General features: G+C 67.6%; 26 protein-coding genes. 15 read left to right on the forward strand and 11 right to left on the reverse strand.

Features of this window, described 5'->3' with window-relative positions; all coding sequences use genetic code 11:
* Positions 1-89: 89 nt before the first annotated feature.
* Genes ACNQR1_RS24265 through ACNQR1_RS24280 form a run of 4 tightly spaced genes read left to right on the forward strand, consistent with a single transcriptional unit; the run spans position 90 to position 4,327 of the window.
* Positions 90-1,736, forward strand: coding sequence for an AMP-binding protein (locus tag ACNQR1_RS24265; protein WP_418048228.1), 1,647 nt, complete (start codon positions 90-92; stop codon positions 1,734-1,736).
* Positions 1,733-2,704, forward strand: coding sequence for an alpha/beta hydrolase (locus ACNQR1_RS24270; protein WP_418048229.1), 972 nt, complete (start codon positions 1,733-1,735; stop codon positions 2,702-2,704). Before ACNQR1_RS24265 ends, ACNQR1_RS24270 begins: the two co-directional genes overlap by 4 nt.
* Positions 2,705-2,744: 40 nt before the next feature.
* Complete coding sequence (locus ACNQR1_RS24275) at positions 2,745-3,542, forward strand: SDR family NAD(P)-dependent oxidoreductase (RefSeq protein WP_418048230.1); 798 nt, start codon at positions 2,745-2,747, stop codon at positions 3,540-3,542.
* Between the two features lie 2 nt (positions 3,543-3,544).
* Positions 3,545-4,327, forward strand: a complete 783-nt coding sequence (locus tag ACNQR1_RS24280) for a glucose 1-dehydrogenase (RefSeq protein ID WP_418048231.1) — start codon at positions 3,545-3,547, stop codon at positions 4,325-4,327.
* Positions 4,328-4,352: 25 nt separating this feature from the next.
* Here ACNQR1_RS24280 and ACNQR1_RS24285 read toward each other — a convergent pair whose 3' ends face one another.
* The 4 genes from ACNQR1_RS24285 to ACNQR1_RS24300 all read right to left on the reverse strand — a co-directional run bounded on the left by ACNQR1_RS24285 (position 4,353) and on the right by ACNQR1_RS24300 (position 7,741).
* Positions 4,353-5,405: an alcohol dehydrogenase catalytic domain-containing protein gene (locus tag ACNQR1_RS24285; protein ID WP_418048232.1), complete on the reverse strand. Its 1,053-nt coding sequence runs from the start codon at positions 5,403-5,405 to the stop codon at positions 4,353-4,355.
* Positions 5,405-6,601, reverse strand: coding sequence for an LLM class flavin-dependent oxidoreductase (locus tag ACNQR1_RS24290; RefSeq protein ID WP_418048233.1), 1,197 nt, complete (start codon positions 6,599-6,601; stop codon positions 5,405-5,407). The genes ACNQR1_RS24285 and ACNQR1_RS24290 overlap by 1 nt, the downstream gene beginning before the upstream one ends.
* An 86-nt stretch (positions 6,602-6,687) precedes the next feature.
* Positions 6,688-7,326: a TetR/AcrR family transcriptional regulator gene (locus tag ACNQR1_RS24295; RefSeq protein WP_418048234.1), complete on the reverse strand. Its 639-nt coding sequence runs from the start codon at positions 7,324-7,326 to the stop codon at positions 6,688-6,690.
* Between the two features lie 43 nt (positions 7,327-7,369).
* Positions 7,370-7,741 carry a DUF952 domain-containing protein gene (locus ACNQR1_RS24300; RefSeq protein ID WP_418048235.1) on the reverse strand — a complete coding sequence of 124 codons (372 nt, stop codon included), beginning with the start codon at positions 7,739-7,741 and terminating at the stop codon, positions 7,370-7,372.
* Positions 7,742-7,900: 159 nt separating this feature from the next.
* Between ACNQR1_RS24300 and ACNQR1_RS24305 the strand changes: the two genes are divergently transcribed.
* Positions 7,901-8,092, forward strand: a complete 192-nt coding sequence (locus ACNQR1_RS24305) for a DUF7455 domain-containing protein (RefSeq protein WP_036444951.1) — start codon at positions 7,901-7,903, stop codon at positions 8,090-8,092.
* 73 nt (positions 8,093-8,165) lie between these two features.
* Positions 8,166-9,170, forward strand: a complete 1,005-nt coding sequence (locus ACNQR1_RS24310) for a YihY/virulence factor BrkB family protein (RefSeq protein WP_418048236.1) — start codon at positions 8,166-8,168, stop codon at positions 9,168-9,170.
* On the opposite strand, the gene ACNQR1_RS24315 is transcribed toward ACNQR1_RS24310, so the two are convergent.
* Entirely contained in the window at positions 9,160-9,396 is a 237-nt protein-coding gene (locus tag ACNQR1_RS24315) for a DUF3039 domain-containing protein (protein ID WP_418048237.1), read from the reverse strand. The genes ACNQR1_RS24310 and ACNQR1_RS24315 overlap by 11 nt on opposite strands.
* Before the next feature lie 104 nt (positions 9,397-9,500).
* Between ACNQR1_RS24315 and ACNQR1_RS24320 the strand changes: the two genes are divergently transcribed.
* The 3 genes from ACNQR1_RS24320 (at position 9,501) to ACNQR1_RS24330 (ending at position 11,917) form a co-directional block, all read left to right on the forward strand.
* A complete protein-coding gene (locus ACNQR1_RS24320) occupies positions 9,501-9,929 on the forward strand; it encodes a DUF3099 domain-containing protein (protein WP_418048238.1) in 429 nt (142 codons plus the stop codon).
* Positions 9,930-10,046: 117 nt separating this feature from the next.
* Positions 10,047-11,036: a sigma-70 family RNA polymerase sigma factor gene (locus ACNQR1_RS24325; RefSeq protein WP_264010495.1), complete on the forward strand. Its 990-nt coding sequence runs from the start codon at positions 10,047-10,049 to the stop codon at positions 11,034-11,036.
* A gap of 191 nt (positions 11,037-11,227) precedes the next feature.
* A complete protein-coding gene (locus ACNQR1_RS24330; protein WP_418048239.1) occupies positions 11,228-11,917 on the forward strand; it encodes an iron dependent repressor, metal binding and dimerization domain protein in 690 nt (229 codons plus the stop codon).
* A 4-nt stretch (positions 11,918-11,921) separates the two neighbouring features.
* Here the strand turns inward: ACNQR1_RS24330 and ACNQR1_RS24335 are convergent, their stop codons facing one another.
* A complete protein-coding gene (locus ACNQR1_RS24335; RefSeq protein ID WP_418048240.1) occupies positions 11,922-12,989 on the reverse strand; it encodes a DUF4192 domain-containing protein in 1,068 nt (355 codons plus the stop codon).
* Positions 12,990-13,164: 175 nt separating this feature from the next.
* Here ACNQR1_RS24335 and sthA point away from each other — a divergent pair, with 175 nt between their 5' ends.
* A complete protein-coding gene (gene sthA, locus ACNQR1_RS24340; protein ID WP_418048241.1) occupies positions 13,165-14,571 on the forward strand; it encodes a Si-specific NAD(P)(+) transhydrogenase in 1,407 nt (468 codons plus the stop codon).
* Here sthA and ACNQR1_RS24345 read toward each other — a convergent pair.
* The gene (locus ACNQR1_RS24345) at positions 14,568-15,377 is read right to left on the reverse strand and encodes a trypsin-like serine peptidase (RefSeq protein WP_418048242.1); all 810 of its coding nucleotides are present in this window, start codon (positions 15,375-15,377) and stop codon (positions 14,568-14,570) included. The genes sthA and ACNQR1_RS24345 overlap by 4 nt on opposite strands.
* Before the next feature lie 185 nt (positions 15,378-15,562).
* On the opposite strand from ACNQR1_RS24345, the gene ACNQR1_RS24350 reads away from it, so the two are divergent.
* The 3 genes from ACNQR1_RS24350 (at position 15,563) to ACNQR1_RS24360 (ending at position 18,394) form a co-directional block, all read left to right on the forward strand.
* Entirely contained in the window at positions 15,563-16,588 is a 1,026-nt protein-coding gene (locus ACNQR1_RS24350) for a proteasome assembly chaperone family protein (protein ID WP_418048243.1), read from the forward strand.
* Between the two features lie 36 nt (positions 16,589-16,624).
* Positions 16,625-17,647 carry an alpha/beta fold hydrolase gene (locus ACNQR1_RS24355; RefSeq protein WP_418048244.1) on the forward strand — a complete coding sequence of 341 codons (1,023 nt, stop codon included), beginning with the start codon at positions 16,625-16,627 and terminating at the stop codon, positions 17,645-17,647.
* A gap of 69 nt (positions 17,648-17,716) precedes the next feature.
* Positions 17,717-18,394 carry a PhzF family phenazine biosynthesis protein gene (locus ACNQR1_RS24360; protein ID WP_418048245.1) on the forward strand — a complete coding sequence of 226 codons (678 nt, stop codon included), beginning with the start codon at positions 17,717-17,719 and terminating at the stop codon, positions 18,392-18,394.
* 23 nt (positions 18,395-18,417) lie between these two features.
* On the opposite strand, the gene nrdR is transcribed toward ACNQR1_RS24360, so the two are convergent.
* The gene (gene nrdR / locus ACNQR1_RS24365; RefSeq protein ID WP_019348288.1) at positions 18,418-18,873 is read right to left on the reverse strand and encodes a transcriptional regulator NrdR; all 456 of its coding nucleotides are present in this window, start codon (positions 18,871-18,873) and stop codon (positions 18,418-18,420) included.
* Between the two features lie 164 nt (positions 18,874-19,037).
* Positions 19,038-19,535, reverse strand: coding sequence for a LysM peptidoglycan-binding domain-containing protein (locus ACNQR1_RS24370; RefSeq protein WP_418048246.1), 498 nt, complete (start codon positions 19,533-19,535; stop codon positions 19,038-19,040).
* Between the two features lie 242 nt (positions 19,536-19,777).
* Here ACNQR1_RS24370 and lexA point away from each other — a divergent pair, with 242 nt between their 5' ends.
* Positions 19,778-20,497 carry a transcriptional repressor LexA gene (gene lexA, locus ACNQR1_RS24375; RefSeq protein ID WP_418048247.1) on the forward strand — a complete coding sequence of 240 codons (720 nt, stop codon included), beginning with the start codon at positions 19,778-19,780 and terminating at the stop codon, positions 20,495-20,497.
* A 51-nt stretch (positions 20,498-20,548) separates the two neighbouring features.
* On the opposite strand, the gene ACNQR1_RS24380 is transcribed toward lexA, so the two are convergent.
* Together ACNQR1_RS24380 and ACNQR1_RS24385 are read right to left on the reverse strand one after the other, a co-directional pair.
* Positions 20,549-22,894, reverse strand: a complete 2,346-nt coding sequence (locus tag ACNQR1_RS24380; protein ID WP_418048248.1) for an LGFP repeat-containing protein — start codon at positions 22,892-22,894, stop codon at positions 20,549-20,551.
* 178 nt (positions 22,895-23,072) lie between these two features.
* Entirely contained in the window at positions 23,073-24,233 is a 1,161-nt protein-coding gene (locus ACNQR1_RS24385; protein ID WP_418048249.1) for an acyl-CoA dehydrogenase family protein, read from the reverse strand.
* A 100-nt stretch (positions 24,234-24,333) separates the two neighbouring features.
* Here ACNQR1_RS24385 and ACNQR1_RS24390 point away from each other — a divergent pair, with 100 nt between their 5' ends.
* Positions 24,334-26,622: a molybdopterin-dependent oxidoreductase gene (locus ACNQR1_RS24390; protein WP_418048250.1), complete on the forward strand. Its 2,289-nt coding sequence runs from the start codon at positions 24,334-24,336 to the stop codon at positions 26,620-26,622.
* Positions 26,623-26,695: the final 73 nt, after the last annotated feature.

Below are 26,695 nucleotides of genomic sequence, written 5' to 3' on the forward strand. Positions count from 1 at the left end.
ATCCGACCGTGTGTCCCAGTAGACAAGCTGTCCCGGCCAGCGAGACTCCGGGACCCGCAGCCTGCTCGGCGGCCCCTACGGTTTGCGCCATGAAGCGAGCCATTCCGCGCCCTGCCGGCGTCGTCGCCAGGGTCAATCGATTCCGCGTGATCGCCCGCAGCGTCGCCGTGCTCCGCGAATCAGGCCTGTCCGGTGGAGCCGCAGACGGCATCCGGCAGGCCAAGCTGGTCCGCCAGTTCGGCGGCTTCGCCGCCGTGATCGAGAGCGCTGCAACCCGCGATCCCAACGCCATCGCCATCACCGACGAATGGGGCGACGTGACGTTCGCCCAACTCAACGACCGGGTGAATGCGCTTGCGCGGGCCTGGAACTCACGCGGAATCGGCGCGGGCTCGGTGATCGCGGCACTGTGCCGGGATCACCGCGGCCTGGTCACCATCCTGGCCGCGGCGGGCAAGGTCGGGGCGCAGCTGCTGCTGATGAACACCGGCTTCGCCAAACCGCAGCTCGCCGATGTCGCCGCCCGCGAGAAGGTCAACGTGCTGATCCACGACGAGGAGTTCACCGACCTGGTGAGCGCCATCGATCCGGCGGTTCGGCGCTTCCTGGCGTGGACCGATGAACTCTCGACAGCCGATGTCGAGGGTTCGTTGGAGGGCCTGATCGCCGCCACCTCGCCGGCACCGGTGGCCGCACCCGCCAAGCCCGGTGGCATGACGCTGCTGACCAGCGGCACCACCGGAACGCCCAAGGGCGCCCCGCGCGGCAAGACCTCTCCCCTGTTCTCGGCGCAGCTGCTGGACCGCGTCCCGCGGCGCCGCGGTCAGACCTGCATGCTGGCCGCGCCGATGTTCCACGGCACCGGGCTCGGCCAGGCGGTGCTGTCGCTGGCGCTGGGCAACCGCCTGGTACTGCGGCGCAAGTTCAACCCCGAGGAGACGCTGCGCGCGGTCCAGAACCACGGCTGCGACGTGCTGGTCGTGGTGCCCACCATGCTGCAGCGAATCCTCGCTCTACCCAAGGAAGTTCGCGATCGATACGACACGTCGTCACTCAAGATCATCTTCGTCTCGGGTTCTGCCATGCCACCCGACCTGGTCGAGCGCACCCTCGCCGAATTCGGTCCGGTGCTCTACAACCTTTACGGCTCGACCGAACTCGCGGTCATGACGGTGGCGATGCCCGAGGACCTGCTGCACGATCCGCGCACCGCGGGCCGGGCGCCGGTCGGATGTGCCGTGCGCCTGTACGACTCAGAAGGCAGACAGATCACCGAGCCGGGAGTGATCGGCCGGGTTTTCGCCGGAAGCGATGTGAGCTTCGCCGGCTACACCGACGGCCGCACCAAGGAGTCGATCGACGGACTGCAGAGCAGCGGCGACGTCGGCCACTTCGACGACACCGGGCGGCTCTACATCGACGGCCGCGACGACGACATGGTGATCTGCGGTGGCGAGAACGTCTATCCGCTGGAGGTCGAAAACCTGATCACCAGCCATCCCGAGGTCGACGAGGTGGCCGTGATCGGGGTCAGCGACGATGATTTCGGACAGCGGCTCAACGCCTATGTGGTGCTGATCGACGGAGCCACCGTGGCCGCCGACGACATCAAGGACTACGTACGGGCGAACCTGGCCCGGTACAAGATCCCCCGGGACGTCGAGTTCCTGAGCAAACTACCCCGCAACGCCACCGGAAAGGTGCTGCGCGGCGAGCTGACCGGGGGTTCCCGATGAGCGATTCCGAAACCATGAAGCGCGAGGTCGCCGGCCGGATGGGCGATGCGTTCGCTCCGATCCTCTCCGGCGGCAACGACCCCGTCGCGGCCGCGGCCGAGGTGCGGGCCCGGCTCAAGGCCAGCCGACGGCCGGCCAGCCCCATGCAGGTGGGCAGCGTCGAGAACCGTGTCGTTCCCGGGCCCGCCTGCGACATCCCGGTGCGGATCTACCATCCGGCCGACCCCGTCGGCTCCGGCTTCGGCACTGACGTCGGCCTGCCGGTCCTGGTCTATTTCCACGGCGGCGGATTCGTGCTGTGCGACCTCGACTCTCACGACTCCTGCTGCCGCAGGCTCGCCAACGGCATCGGTGCGATCGTGATCTCGGTCGACTACCGGCTGGCACCGGAGCACCCGTATCCCGCGGCGGTCGAAGATGCTTGGGCCGCAACCGAATGGGCGGCGGCGCATGCCGGCGAGCTCGGCGGTGACCCGGCCCGGTTCGTGGTCGCGGGCGACAGTGCCGGCGGCAACCTGGCGGCCGTGGTGGCGCTGACGGCCCGGGACCGCAGCGGCCCGCCCATCGCGTTCCAGGTGCTGATCTATCCGGTGGTCGACCAGCGCCGCAAGTCGTCGCTGTCCAGCCCGCACACCAAGAGCGGCGTGCTGACCGCCGAGCACATGCAGTGGTTCACCGCGCAGTACCTCGGGGACAGTGGCGCCCAGACCGAGGTGTCGGCGTCGCCGATTCTCGGTGACATGACCGGACTTCCGGATGGGCACGTGCTGACCGGCGCCCTGGACCCGCTGTGCGAGGAGGGCGAGGAATACGCCCGCCTGCTCGCCGCGGGCGGGGCCAACGTCAGCGTCCGGCGCTACGAGCGCGGCTTCCACGGTTTCTTCAACCTCGCCGACCACCTCCCAGCCGCGGCCGAGGCCACCGAAGACGTGTGTGCCGTCGTCCGCGACGCCCTGTACCCGAACTGAACAACCAAGACCACAGCTCGAATCCATTGAAAGGCAACCCGTGAAGCTTCCGAACACCCGCGCCCTTGTCACCGGCGCGAGCCGCGGACTGGGCAAGAGCATCGCCGAGGTGCTGGCGGCCCGCGGCGTCGACGTCGCCGTGGTGGCGCGTGACGCCGAGTCGCTCAACCTGCTCGCCAAGGAGATCGGCGGCAAGGCCTACCCCACCGACCTCACCGATCCCGCGGCCGTCGAGGCGCTGCTGGACCAGGTCGAGGCAGACGGCCCGGTCGACATCCTGGTCAACAATGCCGGAATCGACCGGGTGGGGTTGTTCCCCGACGCCAGCGCCTCCGACGTGCAGAACCTCCTGCAGGTCAACCTGGCCGCACCTCTGGAGCTGTGCCGCCAGGCGATGCCGCGGATGGTGCGCCGGGGCCGTGGCCACATCGTGAACGTGTCGTCGTACGGCGCGATCGCGCAGGGTCCCGGCGTCACGTTGTACGGCACCTCCAAGGCCGGCCTGAGCCATTTCACCGCCGGTATCCGCGCGGAGCTGCGAGGAAAGCCCGTGGGCACCACACTCGTCCAGCTCGGCGAGGTGAGGACCGACATGATCGACCACATCCGGGAATTCACGCCGGCCCGCAAGACGATCGAACGGTTCGAGCGCCTGCGCATGCTCCCCTCGTCCGCGCTGGAGCCCGAGGTGGTGGCCACTGCCATCGCCGACGCCATCGAACGAAACAAGCGTCATGTCGTCATGCCCCGTCAGATCGTGGCCATGGCCAAGGTCACCGAGTTCCCGCGCCGGATGTCGGAGATCCTGCTGACCGGCATCGACCAGAACGAGAAGTAGCGATGGCAGACGCGAAGCTGATGGATCTGTCCGGCAAGGTCGCGATCGTCACCGGCGCCGCGCGCGGGCAGGGTGAAGCCGAAGCGCGGTTGTTCGCCGCGCTCGGCGCCCGGGTGGTGGTGACCGACGTCCTCGTCGCGGAGGGTGAGCGGGTCGCCGAATCGATCGGCCCGGCCGCCCGTTTCGTGCGCCACGATGTCGGCAGCGAAGCCGATTGGCGCATCGCGGTCGACACCGCGGTCACCGAGTTCGGCCGGGTCGACGTACTGGTCAACAACGCCGCCATCTGCAAGGTTGTGCCGCTGGCCGAGCAGGACACCGCCGGATTCGAGCAGATGCTGCGGGTCAACCTGATCGGCGCCTTTCTCGGGATGCAGGCCGTCACCGAGCCGATGAAGGCTGCCGGCGGCGGATCGATCGTCAACATCTCGTCGCAGGCGGGGGTGCAGGGGCTCGCCGGATACACCGCGTACGGCGCATCCAAATGGGGTCTGCGCGGCATGTCGAAGGTCGCGGCAATCGAGCTGGGCCCGTTGGGTATTCGCGTCAACACCGTCTATCCCGGCATGATCGACACCCCGATGATCGCCCATCTCGGGGTGCAACGCGGTCTCGGCGGCCATCCGGGTGCGCCCCTGACGCGGGTCGGCACCCCCGACGAGGTCGCCGACGTCGTGGCATTCCTGGCCTCGGACGCGTCGTCGTACATCACCGGCGCGGACCTGACCGTCGACGGCGGCGCCAGCGCGGGCCGGATTCCGGCGACGCCGGCCCCCGCCGACTGAGCCCTGCCAGAACTTTGCCGGCCGGTCACGCCCCGGGCAGCACCAGGATCTTGACGTGTGCCTCGGGGTCACGCAGTGCCTCGAACGCGGCACCGAGGCCGTCCAGACCGACGCGACCCGTGATGATCGCCTCGGCGTCGATCTCACCGTCGGCCAACCGCTTCAGCACGGTCTCGTAGGCCTCGTGGTAGGGACCGTGGCCGAAGTTGATCGCGATCTGCCGGAACTGGGCGACCACCGGGATGATCGTCTCGTCACCGAACGGCGATGCCACGACCTGGATCCGGGAGCCGAACGGCAGAGTGTGGGTCAGTGTGTTGAGGGTGCCGACGCGCCCGCTGCACTCATACGCGATCAGGATGCCCGAACCACCCCTGCCCTGAGCCGACATCGAGTTCCAGAGTTCGATCGGATCCTGCTCATCGGGATCGACAACGATGTCGGCGCCCATCGTGAGCGCGAGTTCGCGGCGTTTGGGCGACGGCTCGGCGGCGATCACGGTGTGCGCACCGTGCGCCTTGGCCGCCAGGATCGTACCGAGACCGATGGAGCCACAACCGATCACCAGTGCGGCGTCGGCCTCGGTGAGGCCCGATTGCTGCACGTGCATCTCACCCACGTGCAGCGGTTCGGCCAGGGTGGCGTGTTCGAGCGACAGACCGTCGGGCACCTTGCGCACCCAGAAACCGTCGACGACGATGAATTCCCCGAAGGCCCCGTGGTATTCGTTCGAATAGCCGATGATCGTCGGGATACCGGTCCCGGCCTCGGTGGCCACACCGATGCCCGCGACCCGATCGCCCACCTCGAAATCCGTTACGCCCTGGCCGCATTCAACGACCGTGCCGGCGTACTCGTGCCCGAGCACGATGGGCTTGGCGTGATCGAACACCGCGAGCGGAAACCCGCCGGCCGCCGCGACCGAGACGAACCGGCAGGGATCCTTCGACATGCTCAGGTCGCTGCCGCAGATGCCGCAGGCCGCGACCTTGATGCGCAGTTGTCCGGGCCCGGTGGCCGGCGGTTCGGTGACGTCGGTGACGGTGAATTGTCCGTCGAAGTACTCCGCCGCGCGCATCACGCCCCCTGTCCGGCGAGCTGCCCGGCAGGCTGGCCGTAATAGTCGGTGTGCGCCTTGGTGATCGCGCCGATCAGGCCGCCCAGCAGGTACTCGCTGTTGTCCTCGGCGAACTGCAGGCTGGCCTGCCTGCCCGCGTTGCGCCTCTTGAAGTGCGGGACGACCTCCGAGGCGAACAGCTCGTAGCTGCGCTTGGTGTCCTCCCAACTGGCCATGTCGACATGCAGGATCAGCAGCGTGCCGAATCCGCCCGTCTTCTCGATGAGGCGCTCGATCTGAGCGATCGCATCTTCGGGGGTGCCGATGACGACCTGGCCGAACTCACCCAGGTTGTCGGTGCGCCACTGGTTGATGATGCCCTCGGGGGTCTGGGCCCAGTCGGGTTTGACGCCCTGCTGCCGGTTGACGTATTCGGCGATGGCATGGATCCGGCGGCTGACGGCCCGCTCGGCCTCGGCCCGGGTCTCGGCGATGAACATCGGATTGACCAGGCGCCAGCTGGAGCGGTCGGCCCGGTACCCGTTCTCTGCCGAAACCTTCTCGTAGACACCCCAGTTGCGGTCGAGCACATCGAACCCGGCCGGCGAGCTGGCGGCCAGTGACAGCAGGGACAGCCCGTGCGTTCCGGCGAGCACCGACCCGTTCGGAGAGATGGTCGACGCGGTGGCCACCTCGATGCCTGCCGGATCGTAGGTGGGCAGCTGGGCGCGCGCGTCACGAAGGGTGAACCAGTCGGTCTCCATGTCGACGACCTCGCCACGCAGTAGGCGAAGCACCGCCTCCAGCGCCTCACCCTGCATCCGGCGCTGGTCGACGGGGTTGATCCCCATCATGTGCGCGTCCAGCGGGATCTTGCCCGGGCCGGTGCCCACGATCAGCCGGCCGCGCGTCTGCAGATCGAGTTGGGTGATGCGGTCCGCGGTGATCAGCGGGTGGTGATACGGCAGCGAGATCACGCCGGTGCCGAACCGGATGCGCTCGGTGCGCTCGGCCGCTGCCGCGATGAACATGTCCGGCGCAGGGACGATTTCGGACCCGGTCGAGTGGTGTTCACCCATCCACGCCTCGTCGAAGCCGAGATGGTCGAGGTGCTCCATCAAGTCGATGTCACGGCGCAACTGCAGCGCCGGGTCGGCGTCGAGGGGGTGATATGGGGCGAGGAAGGCCCCGAACTTGATCGAACTCGAGTTCCACATGCCCGGGACGCTATCTGGATCGACTGATTGGATCAACTGATCCAGAAATTTCGCCGCAAAATCTCCCACTGGACAGGACGGACCGGTCAGGAACCGAGAAGGCGATCGACGCCGCCGACGACGAAACAGACGAGATCTTCATAGAAGTCCCGCAGCTCGGTCTCGTCCAGCCGGCTGCCGTTGCGGCGCCATTCGTCGGCCCGGCTCAGCGCTTGGATGAAGTTCATGATCGAGATGGCCCACCGCAGTTCCAGGCGCGCGGGATCCGAATCGGGGAACGCCCGCTGCACCTGTGCGAACAGTTCATCGGGCAGGCGCTGTTCGGTATCGAGCAACACCGGATTGTTCTCCTGAGAGATCTGGGCGATGATCTTGATCCAGCGCATGCCCCGGACCCGGTGGCGGAGCAACAGTTTCAGGTACGGCCCGGTGACCGCCCGGACGAGAGCGTCGGGACTGGGCGCGACCGGATCGGCCGCGAGCACCGCCACGTTGGCCGCGATCTCGTCGCGCACCGGAGCACCGACGTCGGTGAGCACCGCACGCAGCAGGTCGTCCTTGGATCCGAAGTGGTAGTGCACCGACGCCGCGCCGAGTCCCGCGGCCGCATTGACCGCCCGCACCGACACCGCGTCCACCCCTTGGGCGGCGAACAATCGTTCGGCGGCCTTCACCAGACGCAGCCGGGTGGCCGCGCCCTGCCGATTCTGGGCTGCGCCGGACACGTGACGAGCATGGCACGCGCCGTGCCGGCCGCTGAGCTGCGCGCTACCCCGACGGCGTGTCGGCCAGCGGCGCGAACCGCCCCTGATCGTCGGGCGCGTAGGCCGTGGTGGTCATCACAGCGTCCACCGGCAGCGGACCGTACAGATGCGGGAACAGCATCGCCTCGGGGTCCGTCGGCACCCCCGGCTCCCAGCGCACCGGGTCCGTGAGCTTCGAGGGATCGATGTGCAGCAGCACCAGGTCGCCGCGTCCGGAGTAGAGCCGGTTCGCCGGCAGATGAACCTGCTCAGGAGCCGAGAGGTGGACGAATCCCTGCACCCCGAGTGAGTCGGGGCGATGTTCGCCGTTACGCTGAGCCGTCAGCCAGTCCTCGGCACTGCACAAGTGAACCAGGACACACGGCGATGGATTCATACCGCCAGCTTGCCCGTCCAGCAACACGGCGGCCAAGTGAGACACGACACACCGGTGAACCCCTGGGGAACAAGGCCGGAATCCAAAACGTCTGACAGAGTAGACATACGCAATCAAGGCGCCTTTGCCGAGATGCGCAGAGCAGAAGACGGAGGAGCCATGAACGCAACTCTGACAAGCCCGGAGCTAACGAGAGCCGATCGCTGCGATCGTTGCGGTGCGGCGGCACGCGTGCGCGCGAAGCTGCCTTCGGGAGCCGAGCTGCTCTTCTGCCAGCACCACGCAAACGAGCACGAAGCCAAGCTGGTCGAGCTGGCCGCGGTGCTGGAAACCAGCACCGCAGACGCCTGACGGCCATCAGCCGTCGCCTCGGACACCACCCGCCTGGGCAGGAGCACGTTTCGTCAGTAATGCTTGACTGGTCATGACTGGCCAGCCGCTTCCAGTACCACCATCACGCCACCACATCTGGCACATCACTCGACGCACGTTGTCGAAGAGCTGGGACGATTCCATCTTCTCGGAATCGGCACAGGCGGCGTTCTGGTGCGCGTTGTCACTGCCTCCCCTCCTGCTGGGGATGCTCGGCAGCCTGGCCTACATCGCACCGTTGTTCGGGCCGGACACCCTGCCGACGATCCAGGATCAGCTGATCAACGCGGCGAACAGCTTCTTCTCCCCCAACGTCGTCAACGAGATCATCGAACCGACGATCCGCGACATCGTGAAGGGCGCCCGCGGCGAGGTGGTGTCCGTGGGTTTCGTGATCTCGCTGTGGGCCGGGTCGTCGGCGGTGTCGGCATTCGTGGACTCCATCGTGGAGGCCCACGATCAGACACCGCTGCGGCATCCGGTGCGGCAGCGCTTCTACGCGCTGGGCCTGTACGTGATCATGCTGATCTCCGCGATCGGCATGGCGCCGCTGCTCGCGCTCGGACCCCGGGCGATCTCCGAACACATCCCCGACAGCTGGGACAACGTGCTGAGGTACGGCTACTACCCGGCGTTGTTCCTGGCAGTGTTCGTCGGGGTGACCATCCTGTACCGGGTCTCGTTGCCCGCACCGATCCCGACGCATCGGCTGATGCTCGGCGCGGTACTGGCCACCGTGGTGTTCCTGGTCGCCACGTTCGGGTTACGGATCTATCTGACCTGGATCACCAGCACCGGCTACACCTACGGCGCGCTCGCCACGCCGATCGCATTCTTGCTGTTCGCGTTCTTCCTGGGTTTCGCCATCATGCTCGGCGCCGAACTCAATGCGGCCATTCAAGAGGAGTGGCCCGCGTCGGATACCCACGCCAGGAGACTGCGGGAATGGCTGGAGTACAAAGCTCTCAACAACGGCCTCAACGGCAGCGCCCAGGCACCGGTCGAATCCCGTGTGCCCGAGCCCGTCGATCCGCCGCTACAGCCGCCTACTTCTTGAGCTGCTCGTAGATCTTCTTGCAATCCGGGCACACCGGGGAGCCCGGCTTGGGCGACTTCGTCACGGGGAACACCTCGCCGCACAGCGCGACCACATGCGTGCCCATGACAGCGCTTTCGGCGATCTTGTCCTTCTTGACGTAATGGAAGAACTTGGGGGTGTCGTCGTCGGTCCCGTCATCGACATGTTCGTCGGTGTCCGGGCGCTCGATGGTCTGGGTCTGCATGGTCTTATTGTGCTCCTCACGTCCGCGGGTTTTATTGTGCCTGGCTGCGGGGCATAGGGAAATCCGCCTGCCACCACGCGGTCAAGGTGTGGAACAGTAGAGGCATGAAACAAAGCCACGAGCTGAGTTTCGACGGCGATTTCGGCGACGATTTCGGCAAGGAAGCCCGCCCGGTTCTCATCACCAAAGCCGCACCCGCATACGAAGTGCAGCACCGCCAGCGCGTGCGCAAGTACCTGACGCTGATGGCCTTCCGCATCCCGGCGCTCATCCTGGCCGCGGTGGCCTACAACATCTGGCAGAACGGTCTGATCTCGCTCGCGATCATCGTGGCGTCGATCCCGCTGCCGTGGATGGCGGTGCTGATCGCCAACGATCGTCCCCCGCGCAGTGCCGAGGAGCCACGGCGTTACGCCGGCCGCGGCGAGCGGATCCCGCTGTTTCCCACCGCGGAGCGGCCGGCGTTACAGAAGGACCCGTTTGTGCCACCGCAACCGGACGCAGCGCGGTCCGACCACGATGACCCCAGCTGAGCGGCTTCTTTAGCTATTCTCAGGACATTCTCAGGTCGCTCCGGAAAAACCGCAGCTCAACGGGTATGAATCCGGAGATCGGCGGGAACTCTCATGACGTCTACGACGTTGTAGACCATGACAGTTCGAGCTGATCAGGAGGCCGTCATGGCAAATGCCACCACAAGCCGCGTCGACAGTGATCTGGACGCCCAGAGCCCTGCCGCCGACCTCGTGCGCGTGTATCTGAACGGCATTGGCAAAACGGCGTTGCTCAACGCCGCCGATGAGGTAGAGCTCGCAAAGCGCATCGAGGCAGGCTTGTACGCCCAGCACGTGCTGAACACCAAGAAGCGCCTGGGCGAGAACCGCAAACGCGACCTGGCCACCGTCGTCCGCGACGGCGAGGCAGCGCGCCGGCACCTGCTGGAGGCCAACCTGCGCCTGGTGGTGTCGCTGGCGAAGCGCTACACGGGCCGCGGAATGCCGCTGCTGGACCTGATCCAGGAAGGCAACCTGGGTCTTATCCGTGCGATGGAGAAGTTCGACTACACCAAGGGCTTCAAGTTCTCCACGTACGCCACGTGGTGGATCCGGCAGGCGATCACCCGCGGGATGGCGGACCAGAGCCGCACTATCCGGCTCCCGGTCCACCTGGTCGAGCAGGTCAACAAGCTGGCCCGGATCAAGCGTGAGATGCACCAGAACCTGGGCCGCGAGGCCACCGACGAGGAACTGGCCGAAGAATCCGGCATCCCGGTCGAGAAGATCAACGACCTGCTGGAGCACAGCCGCGATCCGGTGAGCCTGGACATGCCGGTCGGCACCGACGAGGAAGCCCCGCTGGGCGACTTCATCGAGGACTCCGAGGCGATGTCGGCCGAGAACGCCGTCATCTCCGAACTGCTGCACACCGACATCCGCCACGTGCTGGCCACGCTCGACGAGCGCGAGCAGCAGGTGATCCGGCTGCGGTTCGGCCTCGACGACGGCCAGCCGCGCACCCTCGACCAGATCGGCAAGCTGTTCGGTCTGTCCCGTGAGCGGGTCCGCCAGATCGAGCGCGAGGTGATGGCCAAGCTCCGCAACGGCGAGCGTGCCGATCGGCTCCGCTCCTACGCCAGCTAGACCCTCCTGACGATGTGCCCCGCCGGATTCCGGCGGGGCACATCGCGTATCCAGGCATTTCAGCGGTTCCTGCCCGCTTGTCCTGGGGTTTTCGGCGCCGATGTGACCTGCCCGACGCCCCGATGTTGCGCCGCAGTTCAAACGCCGGAAACGGTAGACTGTGCGGTGACGTTTGGGCTGGGAAGGCGCGCATGAACGATCTGGTCGACACCACCGAGATGTACCTACGAACGATCTACGACCTCGAGGAAGAGGGCGTGGTGCCGCTGCGTGCCCGCATCGCCGAACGGCTCGACCAAAGCGGTCCGACGGTCAGCCAGACGGTGTCGCGTATGGAACGCGATGGCCTGCTGCACGTGGCCGGTGACCGCCACCTCGAACTGACCGACAAGGGGCGTGCGCTCGCGGTCGCCGTGATGCGCAAGCACCGGCTGGCCGAGCGTTTGCTCGTCGACGTGATCGGACTGCCGTGGGAGGACGTCCACGCCGAGGCATGCCGCTGGGAGCACGTGATGAGCGAGGACGTCGAGCGGCGCCTGGTCCAGGTGCTGGACAATCCCACCACCTCCCCGTTCGGCAACCCCATCCCGGGCCTGTCCGATCTCGGGGTCGGCGCCGCCGGCTACGACGATGTCAGCCTGGTCCGGCTCACCGAACTCCCGGTCGGGTTACCGGTGGCCGTCGTGGTGCGCCAGCTCACCGAGCACGTGCAGGGCGACACCGAGCTCATCGGCCGGCTCAAGGATGCCGGCGTCGTCCCGAACGCGAGGGTCACCGTGGAGGCCACCGATCACGGCGGCGTGATGATCGTGATCCCCGGGCACGAACAGGTCGAGCTGCCCCATCACATGGCGCACGCGGTCCGCGTCGAGAAGGTCTAGCCACTCAACATGCCTTGCGCCGCCATGCCCGTCGTGGCGGCAACCGGACGCCGAGCTGCTCGGCCAGCCGATACCCGGTGACCGCCAACTCCCGGATCCGCTCCGGGCGCATCCCCGATTGCAGCGCGGTGTCGAGCATGCCGGCCATCCGGTGTGTCGGCCGCGCCCGCAACGCCGCGTCCAACGACACCCCGGCAAGCGGGCCGTCACCGCGTGCGTACGCGGAAAAAGCCAGCAAGACAAGGGCTTCCACGCGCCACGGTTCGGGGACGTTGCGGGCCAGCAGGGCCCACAGGGCTTCGGCCTGATCGGCGCACTCCCCGACCGCCAGCGCATACAACGTGTCGCGGACCCGCGGATCGGCCAGCCCCACCGCCAGCCGGGCCAAGTCGGCACCGCCGGGTGCGTGGCCCTCCGCGAGCTGGCGGGCCGCCGTCATCGCCGCCTCGACGTCACGACGCACCTCGGCGTCGGGGCGGGCCTCGGGGCAGCCGGGACGTTGGGTCACGAGTGCCAGCGGCCGACTCATCGCGTCGTTGGCGACCGGGTCCGGCTGGATCACCTGCAGCAGTTCGTCACGGCTGGCGTAGAGCCTGCGGCCGTCCAGCACCGCGGCTGCCGCCAGCGGTGACGCACCCGGATCATCCACCAGCCCCTGTTCGCCACAGCCGTCGGCACAGCGCCAAAACCCACCGGCAGCCACCTTGTCCACGACGTGTGCGGCATAGAGCTCGATGCCGTCGGCGGCCAGCGCCTCGTCCAGGATCGACGCCAGGACGCGGTAGCGGTCATCGCATGCCTGACAGTCCGGGCTGTCCTCGTCCACCACGACCGCGATCACCGCATCCACACCGGCCGCGGCCGCGAGGCCGACCAGGTGCTCGATGCGCTCGGTCATGTCGTCGGCGAGGTCGGCACGCATGACGCAGCCCAGCTCGCCGCGGTCGACGGTGACCAGTACGAGGCTGCGGTGCGGTACGAAGCCCAGCACCGCGGGCAGCGCGGCGATCAGCGCACCGGGACGGTTGAGGTGGAAGTCGAACTCTGGCGAGGAAGGCGATGGTGTTGTCATGGGCCGACCGTGCCAACCGGGGCCGTCACGGCCCGTCGCCCGAACCCGGTGATCGTGGCCGGCTGGGGATGAACTCTGCGCTGGGGATAACCCCGAGCATTTGTTCACCCGGTATTCGACCTCGCCGACATGCGAGAAGCAGGCAACCGGCGTAGACAGATTTCCCATGGGTTCGATGCAGGAGTATGACCTCGTCGTCATCGGTTCGGGTCCCGGCGGGCAACGCGCCGCCATCGCCGCGGCCAAGCTCGGCAAGTCCGTTGCGGTGATCGAGCGGGGCATGATGCTCGGCGGGGTGTGCGTCAACACCGGCACCATCCCGTCCAAGACGCTGCGGGAGGCGGTCGTCTACCTGACCGGCATGAGCCAGCGCGAGCTCTACGGCGCCAGCTACCGCGTCAAGGACAAGATCACCCCGGCCGATCTGCTCTCGCGTACCCAGCACGTCATCGGCAAGGAGATCGACGTCGTGCGGTCCCAGCTGATGCGCAACCGCATCGAGCTCTACACCGGCCACGGCCGCTTCTCCGACGACCACACGATCGTCGTCGAGGACCCCACCCGCGCCGAACTCGTCACTGTCCGTGGCCGTTTCATCGTCATCGCCACCGGAACCAAACCGGCCCGGCCTGCCGGGGTGACGTTCGACGAGGCGCGCGTGCTCGATTCCGACGGCATCCTCAATCTCGCGACGCTGCCCACCTCGATGGTGGTGGTCGGGGCCGGGGTCATCGGCATCGAATACGCGTCGATGTTCGCGGCGCTGGGCACCAAGGTCACCGTGGTCGAGAAACGCAACGACATGCTCGAGTTCTGCGACCCCGAGATCATCGAGTCCCTGCGCTTCCATCTCCGCGACCTCGCGGTGACCTTCCGGTTCGGCGAGGAGGTGACCGCCGTCGACATCGGCACCACCGGGACGGTGACCACCCTGGCCAGCGGCAAGCAGATTCCCGCCGAGACCGTGATGTACTCGGCCGGACGCCAGGGCCAGACCGATCACCTCGACCTGGCCGCCGCCGGCCTGGAGGCCGACAACCGCGGCCGCATCTACGTCGACGACAACTTCACCACCAAGGTGGACCACATCTACGCGGTCGGCGACGTCATCGGATTCCCGGCGCTGGCCGCGACGTCCATGGAGCAGGGCCGGCTGGCCGCCTACCACGCCTTCGGCGAACCCACCAAGGCCATGATGAGCCTGCAACCGATCGGCATCTACTCGATCCCTGAGGTGTCCTTCGTCGGGGCCACCGAGGTCGAACTGACCAAGGATTCCATCCCCTACGAGGTGGGCGTGTCCCGGTACCGGGAGCTGGCGCGCGGCCAGATCGCCGGCGACTCCTACGGGATGCTCAAACTGCTGGTGTCCACCGAGGATCTGCGGGTACTGGGCGTGCACATCTTCGGCACCAATGCCACAGAGATGGTCCACATCGGGCAGGCCGTGATGGGTTGCGGCGGCACCGTCGAATACCTCGTCGACGCGGTGTTCAACTACCCGACGTTCTCAGAGGCCTACAAGGTCGCGGCGCTCGACGTGATGAACAAGCTGCGCGCGCTCAACCAGTTCCGGGTCTAGCAGTCGGATTCGAGCGCGGCGGGAGCCGCATCGCCGGGTCCGCCTGCCTCGGCCCGGGCCAGTAACCGGGCGATCCGTTCGTCGAAGTGCGGCGAGTAGGACACGTCGTCGTCGCATCCGCCTCCGTCGAGTCCGCCGACCAGGCCGGTCACCGTCGACCCGGAAACCCAGGGGGAACCGCTGAAACCGTCGGTCAGGCCCGCGCAGGCCAGCGACGGGAACCCCTGCGGTGACCATTCGGTCGCGCCGCGGCACGCCAGTGGGCTGCCGCCCTCGCCCATCGGATAGCCGGTCACCGTCACCGGAACACCCGGCGCGGGTGCCGAACCCAGCGTCAGCCCGCCGCCTGCCGCCGCGAGCAGACTCGCGCCGGAGCCGCCGGTCACCCGCACGATGGCGTAGTCGGCTTGTGGATCCTGCTCGGCGAGCCACCGCGGGTCCAGATACACCGTGCTGACGTGCCAGGTATCCCCACCGCTGGTGTCGAACCCGGGAACGAATGTGGTGCCGACACCGTCGAGTAGACAGTGCGCAGCCGTCAGGATCAGATTGCCGGCCGCGCTGGCCAGCACCGATCCGCTACAGGTGTGCGTCGTGGTGTCGCCCAGGAACAGCGCCCCGACCCGCCGGTCCGGTGTCACCGATTCGGCGCCGGCCTGCGACAACGGGCTGGCTGCGACCGCTGGACTACTCGGCGGGACCGTCGCGGGGGCCGCGGCTCCGCCGCCCGCGGTCCCGGCGCCCGGCACGGTGCACGCCGACACCCCGGCGGTCATCGCTGCCGCCGCGACTGTGAGCTTCACCATCCTGGTCACCTGCATCATCACGATTTTGCCTGATCGTGGGGATAACCGCCGGAATGCCGAACCCGTCCCGGCGCGTTCGCACGCAGAGGCGGGGGGAACGAACCCGCGGCCCGGGTATGCGGGACACTGGATGACATGGTGGTAGGCCGTCACAGCGTCCTACCGCAGCGAGGAGACGAAGCGAGATGACCGACAGCAGCGACACCCCCGACCAGCACTACCAGCCCGATCAGAGCGGCATGTACGAGCTTGAGTTCCCGGCGCCACAGCTGTCCTCATCGGATGGCCGCGGCCCCGTGCTGATCCACGCCCTGGAGGGGTTCTCCGACGCCGGTCACGCGATCCGGCTGGCTGCCGAACACCTCAAGGACACCCTCGACACCGAGCTGGTCGCGTCCTTCGCCATCGACGAGCTGCTCGACTACCGGTCGCGGCGGCCGCTGATGACGTTCAAGACCGACCACTTCACCAGCTACGACGAACCCGAGCTGAACCTGTACGCGCTGCACGACGACGTGGGCACGCCGTTTCTGCTGCTGGCCGGTCTGGAGCCGGACCTGCGGTGGGAACGTTTCATCACCGCCGTGCGGCTGCTCTCTGAACAGCTCGGGGTGCGGCGGGTGATCGGGTTGGGCACCATTCCGATGGCGGTGCCGCACACCCGCCCCGTCATGCTCACCGCGCACGCCAACGACAAGGAACTGATCGCCGAGCACACCCCGTGGGTCGGTGAGGTCCAGGTTCCCGCGAGCGTGTCCAACCTGCTCGAGTTCCGTATGGCCCAGCACGGCCACGAGGTGGTGGGCTACACGGTGCACGTCCCGCACTACCTGGCCCAGACGGCCTATCCGCCGGCCGCTGAGGCACTGCTGGCCGAGGTGGCCCGGACCGGTTCGCTACAACTGCCGTTGGACAAACTGTCCGAGGCGGGCGCCGAGGTGTACAGCAAGATCAACGAGCAGGTAGAGGCCAGCGCCGAGGTCGCCCAAGTGGTGACGGGATTGGAGCGCCAGTACGATGCGTTCGTTGCCGCACAGGAGAATCGGTCTCTGCTGGCGCGTGACGAGGAACTGCCCAGCGGTGACGAACTGGGAGCCGAGTTCGAACGGTTCCTCGCCCAGCAGACCGGTGACAAGTTCAAAGACGACAAGTACAAGGACGGACGAGACGGGTTCGGCGACGGATTCCCGAACGGCGACACCCACTCATAGGAGCCCGACGGCGGGCCGAGAGCGAGGTTGACCAGCATGACCGAGCGCAAACCCCATCTGCGGACCGTTCGCGAGCTCACCCCGACGCTCGAGTACCGCACGATCCACGGGTACCGGCGGGCCTTCCGGGTCGCCGGATCCGGTCCGGCGATCCTGCTGATCCACGGCATCGGCGACAACTCCACCACCTGGCACACCGTGCAGTCGGCGCTGGCGCAGCGGTTCACCGTGATCGCCCCGGATCTGCTCGGCCACGGCAGCTCCGACAAGCCGCGTGCGGACTATTCGGTGGCGGCCTACGCCAACGGCATGCGCGACCTGCTCAGCGTGCTCGACATCGACCGGGTGACCGTGGTCGGCCATTCCCTGGGCGGTGGCGTGGCCATGCAATTCGCCTACCAGTTCCCGCAGTTGGTCGACCGCCTCATCCTGGTCGGCGCCGGCGGGGTCACCAAAGACGTCAACATGGCGTTGCGGGTCGCCTCGCTACCGATGGGCAGTGAGGCCCTGGCACTGCTGCGCCTGCCCCTGGTACTGCCGGCGTTGCAGCTGGCCGGCCGCGCCGCGGGCGCGGTGCTGGGCTCAACCGGTCTCGGACACGACATCCCGGACATGTTGCGCATCCTGGCCGATCTGCCCGAGCCGACGGCATCGTCGGCGTTCGCTCGCACCCTGCGCGCCGTGGTGGACTGGCGCGGCCAGGTCGTCACCATGCTGGATCGCTGTTACCTGACCGAATCCGTTCCCGTGCAGCTGATCTGGGGCGACTCCGACTCGGTGATCCCGGTCAGCCATGCTCGGATGGCCCACGCCGCGATGCCCGGTTCCCAACTGGAGATCTTCAAGGGATCCGGGCATTTTCCGTTCCACGACGATCCCGACCGCTTCGTCGAAGTGGTCGAACGCTTCATCGACACGACCGAACCGTCGGTCTACGACCAGGATCAGCTCCGCAGCCTGCTGCGCAGTGGACGGACCGAATCGACGATGAGCGGGCCGTTCGATACCCAGATCGCGGTGCTCGACGCGATGGACGCCGACGAACGCAGCGCGACCTGACCTCCTGACCCGCGCATCGCCGCCGGATGGTCCGCCCGGCGAGCCCGGTCTGCGACGTAGCATCGGATCATGGCCATCGACGTCACCGTGTTACGCGTGTTCACCGACTCCGACGGCAAGTACGGAAATCCGCTCGGCGTGGTCGACAACAGCATCGTCGCCCCGGGCGACCGGCAACGGATAGCCACCGAATTGGGTTACAGCGAAACCGTATTCATCGATCTTCCGCAGCCGGGCGGCAACTCGGCCAGTGCCCACATCTTCACCCCCGTTGCCGAATTGCCGTTCGCGGGACACCCCACGGTCGGCGCGTCGTGGTGGCTGCGTGAAATCGGACTGCCGGTCCACACCCTGCGCGTGCCCTCGGGAATCCTTCAGGTCGAGTACGACGAGGATCGCGCCATTGTCAATGCCCGCTCCGAATGGGCCCCGGAATTCGCCATCCACGACCTGGCCACGGTCGACGAGGTGCTCGCCGCCGACCCCGACGATTTCGATGACGCCTACCTGTGGGCCTGGAGCGACGAAGCGCACGGCATGTTGCGTTCCCGGTCATTCGCCACACACCTGGGCATTCCCGAAGACGAGGCCACGGGGTCGGCGGCAGTGCGGATGACCGACTATCTCAGCCGGGATCTGACGATCGTGCAGGGCAAGGGCTCGGTGATCGAAACTCGCTGGAGTCCGGAGGGCTGGGTTCGTCTGGCCGGCCGCGTCGTCAACGACGGCACCTCTCGACTGGACTGAACCGGGACCTGACCCGGGCCGGATCACGCCTCGGCGCGGTGGGCCCGCAGCGCCTCGATCTCACGCTCGAAGTCTTCGGCCGACGAAAACGACCGGTACACCGAGGCGAACCTCAAGTAGGCGACCTCGTCCAGTTCACGAAGCGGTCCAAGGATCGCCAGGCCGACCTCGTGACTGGGGATCTCCGGTGTGCCGAGTCCACGGACAGCGTCCTCGACCTTCTGCGCCAAGACGTTGAGGGCGTCGTCGTCGACCTGCCTGCCCTGACAGGATCGGCGTACTCCTCGAATGACCTTCTCGCGGCTGAACGGTTCGGTCACCCCGCTGCGCTTCACCACGGCCAGCACAGCCGTCTCGACGGTGGTGAATCGGCGGCCGCATTCAGGGCAGGACCGCCGGCGCCGGATGGCCTGTCCCTCGTCGGTCTCGCGGGAATCGACCACGCGCGAATCTGGGTGACGGCAGAACGGACAATGCATTACCGCTCCTTCGTCATGCCGCCGGACAACTAGCTCGAGCGCCCTTGAGCGTACCCGCGTTGCCCGCGGGAGACTCACCGCCGGGTCCAGTGGGGCGTAGGTGCTCACGCCGACGCCGACCAGTGTGGCTGGCAGCCAGGACGATTCAGCGGACATCGCAGTGCTCAGCCAACCGGGGCGAGCAGTGTCTGCCCTGCATCGACGGCCGCGGAGTCGAGCTGGTTGAGATCGCGGATCTGCTCGACGACCCGGGCCACCGGGGCATCCGGGGCGATCCGCCGCGCCACCTGCTGCAGCGTCTCCCCCGACTTCACCTGGACCACCGCCAGATCAGCCGGCGCGGGCGTCTCGGCCCCCACGACACCACCGAGTTGGGCCACCAACCCGAGCCACACGGTGATGCCGGCCGCGACGAGCGCCAACAGGACCGTGGTCAACGGCGTGATGGGACGACTCCGATGGGATGCCCGCGACATCAGCACCCCGGTTCCGCGGTACCGGGGTGCACCGGCGGCGGGACGGGAGGGCGCCGGCCGCTGGACCCGGCGCACGGGGCGGGGCGCGGCGGCGCCGAACTGGGCGCGGGCCCGGGGCGGCTGCGCCTTCCGCATGGCCCGAACAGCGCTGGAACGGCTATCGGCGGGGATATCGATGATCGCCATCTGACTGCCTTTCGGTGGGTCGTATTCGCTCTTGTGTTCGAACATAGTCGCTCAGGTGTTCGATTGATAGAACATGTGATCGAACTGTTGCCAAACGATAGAATGGGGCACCGACAAGTTCGGGCGGAGAAGCCCGTCGACGGCCCGCACACACCCCCGCAGGCACCCCACCAGGGGACACGCCGCAACACGCATCGAACACATGTTTGATTAATGTTCGAGCAGCGACTACATTCGCCCTCATGAGCGACGACCGCAGCAGGGACGGCAGCATCGACAGCTCGGCCGAATCGGACGGCGCGGCCCCACGCCGGGCCGAGGGCGGCCTCACCGACCGGCAACGGACCATTCTCGACGTGATCCGCGCGTCGGTGACCAGTCGCGGCTACCCGCCCAGCATTCGCGAGATCGGCGATGCGGTCGGCTTGACCTCGACCTCGTCGGTCGCCCACCAGCTGCGCACCCTGGAGCGCAAGGGCTATCTGCGGCGCGACCCCAACCGGCCGCGCGCGGTCGACGTGCGTGCCGCCGACGATCCCGCGGCCGCCGTCGTGTCCACCGATGTGGCCGGCTCCGATGCGCTACCCGAACCGACCTTCGTCCCGGTGCTGGGACGCATCGCCGCGGGTGGTCCCATCCTGGCCGAGCAGGCCGTCGAGGATGTCTTCCCGCTCCCCCGCGAACTGGTCGGCGAGGGCTCGCTGTTCCTGCTCAAGGTCGTCGGGGACTCGATGGTCGACGCCGCGATCTGCGACGGCGACTGGGTGGTGGTGCGCCAGCAGAGCGTGGCCGACAACGGTGACATCGTGGCGGCCATGATCGACGGTGAGGCCACCGTCAAGACCTTCAAGCGGACACGCGGGCAGGTCTGGCTCATGCCGCACAACCCGGCCTACGACCCCATCCCGGGCAACGACGCAGCGGTGCTCGGCAAAGTGGTCACCGTGATCCGCAAGATCTGACCGAGCAGGATCCGACCCGGCCGCCCTCCACGGTGGCCGGGTCCCTCGATTTCAGTCGGCTCGGAAGAATCCGTTCGTGCGTGCGAATTCCTCACTGGCGAACCAGATCTCGGCCGCAGCGTCGTCGTACTCACTGCTGTCGGGCGCCCAGTACCGGCCCGACTTCGTGTCGGCCTTGATCGGATATCCCTCCGGCGCACGGTTCGGATCGTCCAGCGGCAGGTGAATGGCCGTGGCGCTGGGGATCTCATCGAGTTCGATGGCAGCATGGCGGCCGCTGTGGGCCTCCCCGCTGTATGCCTCGGCCTCGGTGATGACCCGGGTCGGAGCGGTGTCGACGTTGTCCTGGTCGCTCGACACGACCAGGCCGGCCGGCACCGCGAAACCTTGCGCCTCGGGCACTCCGCCGGCCGGGCTCACGAGCGCACGGGTGTCCGTCAGATCCTCGTCCGCGAGCTCCGCCTCGATCTCACCCTCGGTGTCGTCACCTTCGGCGACTTCCTCGAAGTCGGCGTCTATCGGCGCGTCGAGGTCCTCGTCCTCGTCGAAATCGTCGTCCTCGAAGTCATCTTCTTCGAAGTCGTCGTCATCGTCGAAGTCGTCGTCGTCGTGGTAGCTGTCGTCGTCGTAGCCGCCGTAGCGCTGCCCGGACTCCGGGCCGGCCAGCTGCGAGGAGTCCTCGGGTGGTTCGTCCTCCTCGCCCGGTGATCCGTAGCCACTTGCCGATCCGTGCGGTGCGGCCCATTGACTGACCGGGATCGCGATGTCGGTGGGACCGTCATAGGGGGACGCCGCCGCGACGCCTGCGGATTCCTCGCCGGGCCCGGCGAATCGGGCCGTCGTGGCCTCACCGGCGCCGTAGGCCACGCTCGGCGCGTAGCCCGCCTCCCGCGGACCGCGATCGCCGCCGAACTCGTCGTCGTAGCCACGCGATTCGTAGCCTGCCTCGTCGTATCGGCCCTCGTCGTAATGCGGTTCGCCGGGACCGGCGTCGTAGTCGTCGTCGAACGGATCGTGGTCGAAGTCGTCATCGTCACCGGCACGGCGGCGGTGCCAGAGGGCGGCGCCCACGATCAGCCCCGCCAGCAGCAGCACCGGGACCACTGCGATCAGCCACCACCAGCTCCAATGCCAGGAGAACGGCTTCTTGTTGTCCGGGACCGAAGGCTGCGGGCCGGTGGCGTGAGGCTGCCCGACACCGGGAACCTCCAACCCGCTCAATTCCGAGGCCAGTTTCGACGGCTCGGTGGTGAACGTGTTGGCGTCGCGATCCCAGGAGATCGCGCCCCCGCTGAACCGCTGGCTGATGACGCTGCCGTCTTCGGTCTGGTCGGCCATGGGGGCGCCCAGTGCGCCCTTCGCCCCACCGAGCTTGTCCCAGGCCGCGTTCATCGCGCCCCGGACGATCACCGCGCCGTAGTCGGGAGTCCAGAAGATGACCGGGTTGTCGGCCGCGGCGAACGTGCTGATCCGGCTGTTGGGACCCAGCCCGCCCTCGGCCTCGCTGGCGGTCGGGAAACCCAGATCGCCTTCGGGACCACCGACGCTCTCGTACTTCTCCAGCAGCTGACCGGTGATGGCGTTGGCCCCGGTGGCCGGACTGTAGAAGATCTTGCCGCCGGCATAGTTCTGGCCGATCCCGCCGTCACCGATCGGATACTGATCGCCGTCCTTGGCTCCCAGCGGACCCATCGGGCCACCTGCCGCACGGCGCGCCGCGGCGATCGCCGCGGCAGGATCCGACGGGATGTCCAGTCCCGCGAGCTGATCGGCCAGCTCCTGCGGCACGGTGGTGAACGTCTTGGTCTTGCGGTTCCAGGAGATCTCACCCCCGGTGAACTTCTGAGAGCTCACATCGCCGTCGAACGACTCATCTTCGGCTGGCACGCCGAGTACGCCGGCAGAACCACCGAGCTTGTCCCACGCGGCGTTGACGGCGCCCCGGACCACCCGCGCACCGGTGGCCGGCGTCCAGAAGATGACCGGATTGTCCGGCGCGCTCAACGTCGAGTTGCGGCTGTCGGGGGCGCGCCCTGCGCCTTCGTCGATGGTGGGGAATCCCAGGTCACCTTCGGCCGGGCCGCCCAGCGACTCGTACTTCTCCAGGATCGCGCCCTGCATGAAATGCGCGCCGGTCGCCGGGGTGAAGAACATCTTGCCCCCGGCGAAGTTCTGCGCGAAGCCCGAACCCGCCGCGTACACGCCGCCCTGACGCGGCCCCAGCGGGCCACCGTCGCCGCCGCTGGCCTCCCATGCGGCGGTGACCGCGGCGTCGGCATCCGACTCCGGGGTGGCCGAAGCCACCGCCGGCACCATCAAACCAGCGACGACGAGTGCGAGCAGGCCGACCGCCAACCGCCACACGGCCGCGTTCAGCCTCGCTCCAGGCCTAGTCATGCGCCCTCCCCGCTCGTTCGGCAAAGTTTTCTCAGAATTGTCCCGCCCCGACAACTTTGCTTCAGCAGGTGACGATAACCAAGGAACGCGGCCGATCATGACCAAAAAAGCCCCAATATCTGGGTCTGACGGCCCAGATATTGGCTTCCCGGGGGTCACGCGGGGTGATTCAGGTGCGTCAGACACCCAGGCTGCGGCCGATGATCTCCTTCATGATCTCGGTCGTGCCGCCGTAGATGGTCTGCACCCGGGCGTCCAGGTAGGCACGCGCAACCGGGTACTCCCGCATGTAGCCGTAACCGCCGTGCATCTGCAGGCACCGGTCGATGAGTTCGACCTGCTTTTCGGTGGAGTACCACTTGGCCATCGCGGCCTGCTCCACGGTGAGCTTCTCGTCGAGGTGTAACCGGATGAACTCGTCGACCATCATCCGCACGACGGTGGCCTCGGTCGCCAGTTCGGCCAACAGGAATCGGCTGTTCTGGAAACTGCCGATGGGCTTGCCGAATGCCTTGCGTTCCTTGGTGTACTGCACGGTCTGCTCCAGCACCGCCTCCATGGCCGCGGCGGCCATGATGGCGATCGAGATCCGTTCCTGCGGCAGGTTCTGCATCAGGTAGACGAAACCCTGGCCTTCCTCGCCGAGCAGGTTCTCCACAGGCACCTTGACGTCGATGAACGACAGTTCGGCGGTGTCCTGGGCATCCAGACCGATCTTGTCCAGGTGCCGGCCCCGCTCGAAGCCCTCCATTCCGCGCTCCACCACCAGCAGGGAGAACCCGAGGGCCCCCTTCTCGGGGTCGGTCTGGGCGACGACGATCACCAGATCGGAGTGGATGCCGTTGGTGATGAAGGTCTTCGACCCGTTCAGGATGTAGTGGTCGCCGTCGCGGACCGCACGGGTCTTGATGCCCTGCAGGTCGCTACCGGTACCGGGTTCGGTCATTGCGATCGCCGTGATCAATTCCCCGGTACAGAACTTGGGCAGCCAGCGCTGCTTCTGCTCCTCGGTGGCCAGCCGGAGCAGATACGGCGCGACGACGTCGTTGTGCAGGCTGAAGCCGATGCCGCTGTAGCGGCCGGCCACGGTCTCCTCGCAGACGATCGTGTTGTACCGGAAGTCGGGGTTGCCGCCGCCGCCGTACTCCTCAGGCACGGCCATCCCGAGAAAGCCCTGCTTGCCCGCTTCCAGCCAGATGCCGCGGTCGACGATCTTGTCTTTCTCCCACTGGTCGTGGTGCGGCGCGACGTGGCGCTCGAGAAATGCCCGGTACGACTCGCGGAACAAGTCGTGCTCGGGCTCGAACAACGTGCGGTCGTACTTCACAACACTGCTCATGGTGTGACCTCCGGTACTGGTTACTGAGTTGGGGCCAACCTATACCAACCGGGTGGTTGGTCAGCCCGGGGTGGGTCCCTACCGCCCGTAAACTCGGGCTGTGTCCCAGTCCCCCACGAGCCTCGCGCACTGGGGTGCCTTCACCGCCGACCTCGCCGACGGTGACATCAGTGCCGTCACCCCGCTGGCCGGTGACGCCGACCCGTCGCCCTTGCTGGGCAACCTCGCAGGCTCGATCCGGCACCGCTCCCGGGTCGCCGGGCCCGCGGTGCGCCGGGGCTGGCTGCGCGACGGCCCCGGCCCCAGTGCTTCCCGTGGCGCCGACGAGTACGTCGCTGTGTCCTGGGACGAGCTCACCGAACTGCTCGCCGATGAACTGCGACGGATCGTCGACACCTACGGCAACGAGGCGATCTACGGCGGCTCCTACGGCTGGGCCAGCGCCGGACGCTTCCACCACGCCCAGAGTCAGGTGCACCGCTTTCTGAAAATGCTTGGCGGCTATACGTTTTCCCGCCATTCCTACAGCCTGGGTGCCACCGGGGTGATCATGCCCAGGGTGGTCGGCACCCACGACGACCTGTTCAAGCGCTCCACCGACTGGGACGTCATCGCCGAGAACACCGACCTGCTGGTGTGTTTCGGCGGCGTCGCGTTGAAGAACACCGGTATCAATCACGGTGGCACAACGGCACATCCGGCCCGCGATGCGCTACGCCGGCTGCGTGACCGCGGCGGGCAGATCGTGTCGTTGAGCCCGCTGCGCGACGACCTGGACGGCGACTGCCACTGGCTGGCCCCGGTCCCCGGCACCGACGTGGCGGTGATGCTCGCGCTGGCCTACGTCCTGGCCACCGAGGGCCTGGCCGATCTCGATTTCCTCGACACGCACTGCACCGGGTACCCGCGATTCGAGCGGTACCTTCTGGGCCGCGACGACGGCGTCGCCAAGTCGCCGCAGTGGGCGTCGGCGCTCAGCGGTCTGCCCGCCGAGGAACTGACCGCGCTGGCCCGGCGGATGGCGTCCTCCCGCACCCTGGTCACCGTCAGCTGGTCGCTGCAACGGGTCCGGCACGGCGAGCAGGCTCCGTGGATGGGGCTGACCCTGGCGGCGATGCTGGGCCAGATCGGGGTTCCCGGAGGAGGTTTCGGGCACGGTTACGGGTCGATGAACGAGCCTGGGCTGCCGCCGCTGCGCTGCGGCCTGCCCGCGCTGCCGCAGGGCCCCAACCCGGTGCAGACGTTCATCCCGGTCGCGGCCGTCGCCGACATGCTGCTGCACCCAAGGCAGCCGTTCGACTACAACGGCATGCAACTGACCTACCCCGACATCAAGTGCGTGTACTGGGCCGGCGGCAACCCCTTCCACCATCACCAGAACATTCCCAGGTTGCGCCGGGCCCTGTCCCGCGTGGACACCATCGTGGTGCACGACCCGTACTGGACGGCGATGGCCAAGCACGCCGACATCGTGGTGCCCTCGACCACCGCCTACGAACGCGAGGACTACTCCGGATCCCGCAACGACCCGCTGCTCGTGGCCATGCCCGCGCTGGCGCCACCGTACGCGGGCTCCCGCGACGACTACACCACGTTCTCGGCCCTGGCCGAGCGGCTCGGCTTCGGCCCTCAGTTCACCGAGGGCCGCACAGCGCGCGAGTGGCTGGCCTATATGTATGAAAAGTGGTCTGCGGGTCTGGATTTCGAGGTGCCCGGGTTCGACGAGTTCTGGGCCGCGGGACACGTGCGGCTTCCGACCGAACCCGGACTGACGCTGCTCGCGGATTTCCGTGCCGACCCGGTCGGGCGCCCGCTGGCCACGCCGAGCGGGCGGATCGAGATCTTCTCCACCGACATCGACGGGTTCGGCTACCCCGACTGCGCAGGCCATCCAAGTTGGTACGAGCCGACTGAATGGTTGGGCGGCGCGCGGGCCGCCCGATATCCGTTGCACCTGCTGGCCAATCAGCCCGCGACCCGTCTGCACAGTCAGCTCGACGGAGGCGCCACCAGTCAGGCGTCGAAAGTTCAGGGGCGCGAACCGATCCGGATCCACCCGGACGACGCGGCGGACCGCGGACTGGCCGCAGGCGACGTGGTGCGGGTGTTCAACGACCGCGGGGCGTGCCTGGCCGGCGTGGTGATCGACGACCGGCTGCGCCCGGCCGTGGTGCAGCTGTCGACCGGCGCCTGGTTCGATCCGGCCGATCCGGCCGACCCCGATTCGATGTGCGTCCACGGCAACCCCAACGTGCTCACCGAGGACGTCGGGACCTCGTCGCTGGCACGTGGCTGCACCGGCGCGCACGTCCTGGTGCAGGTCGAGAAGTTCGCCGGGGCACTCCCCCCGCTGCGGGCGCACCGGCCCCCGGTGATCCGGGAACGCTGAAACCGTTGAGCGGCCGCCACTTCGGCCGTTTACCCGGTAGCGGATGTGTGCCGGTGCAAAGATCCCTTCAGCG

It is taken from the genome of Mycobacterium sp. 48b, from assembly GCF_048282725.1.
Lineage (GTDB): Bacteria > Actinomycetota > Actinomycetes > Mycobacteriales > Mycobacteriaceae > Mycobacterium.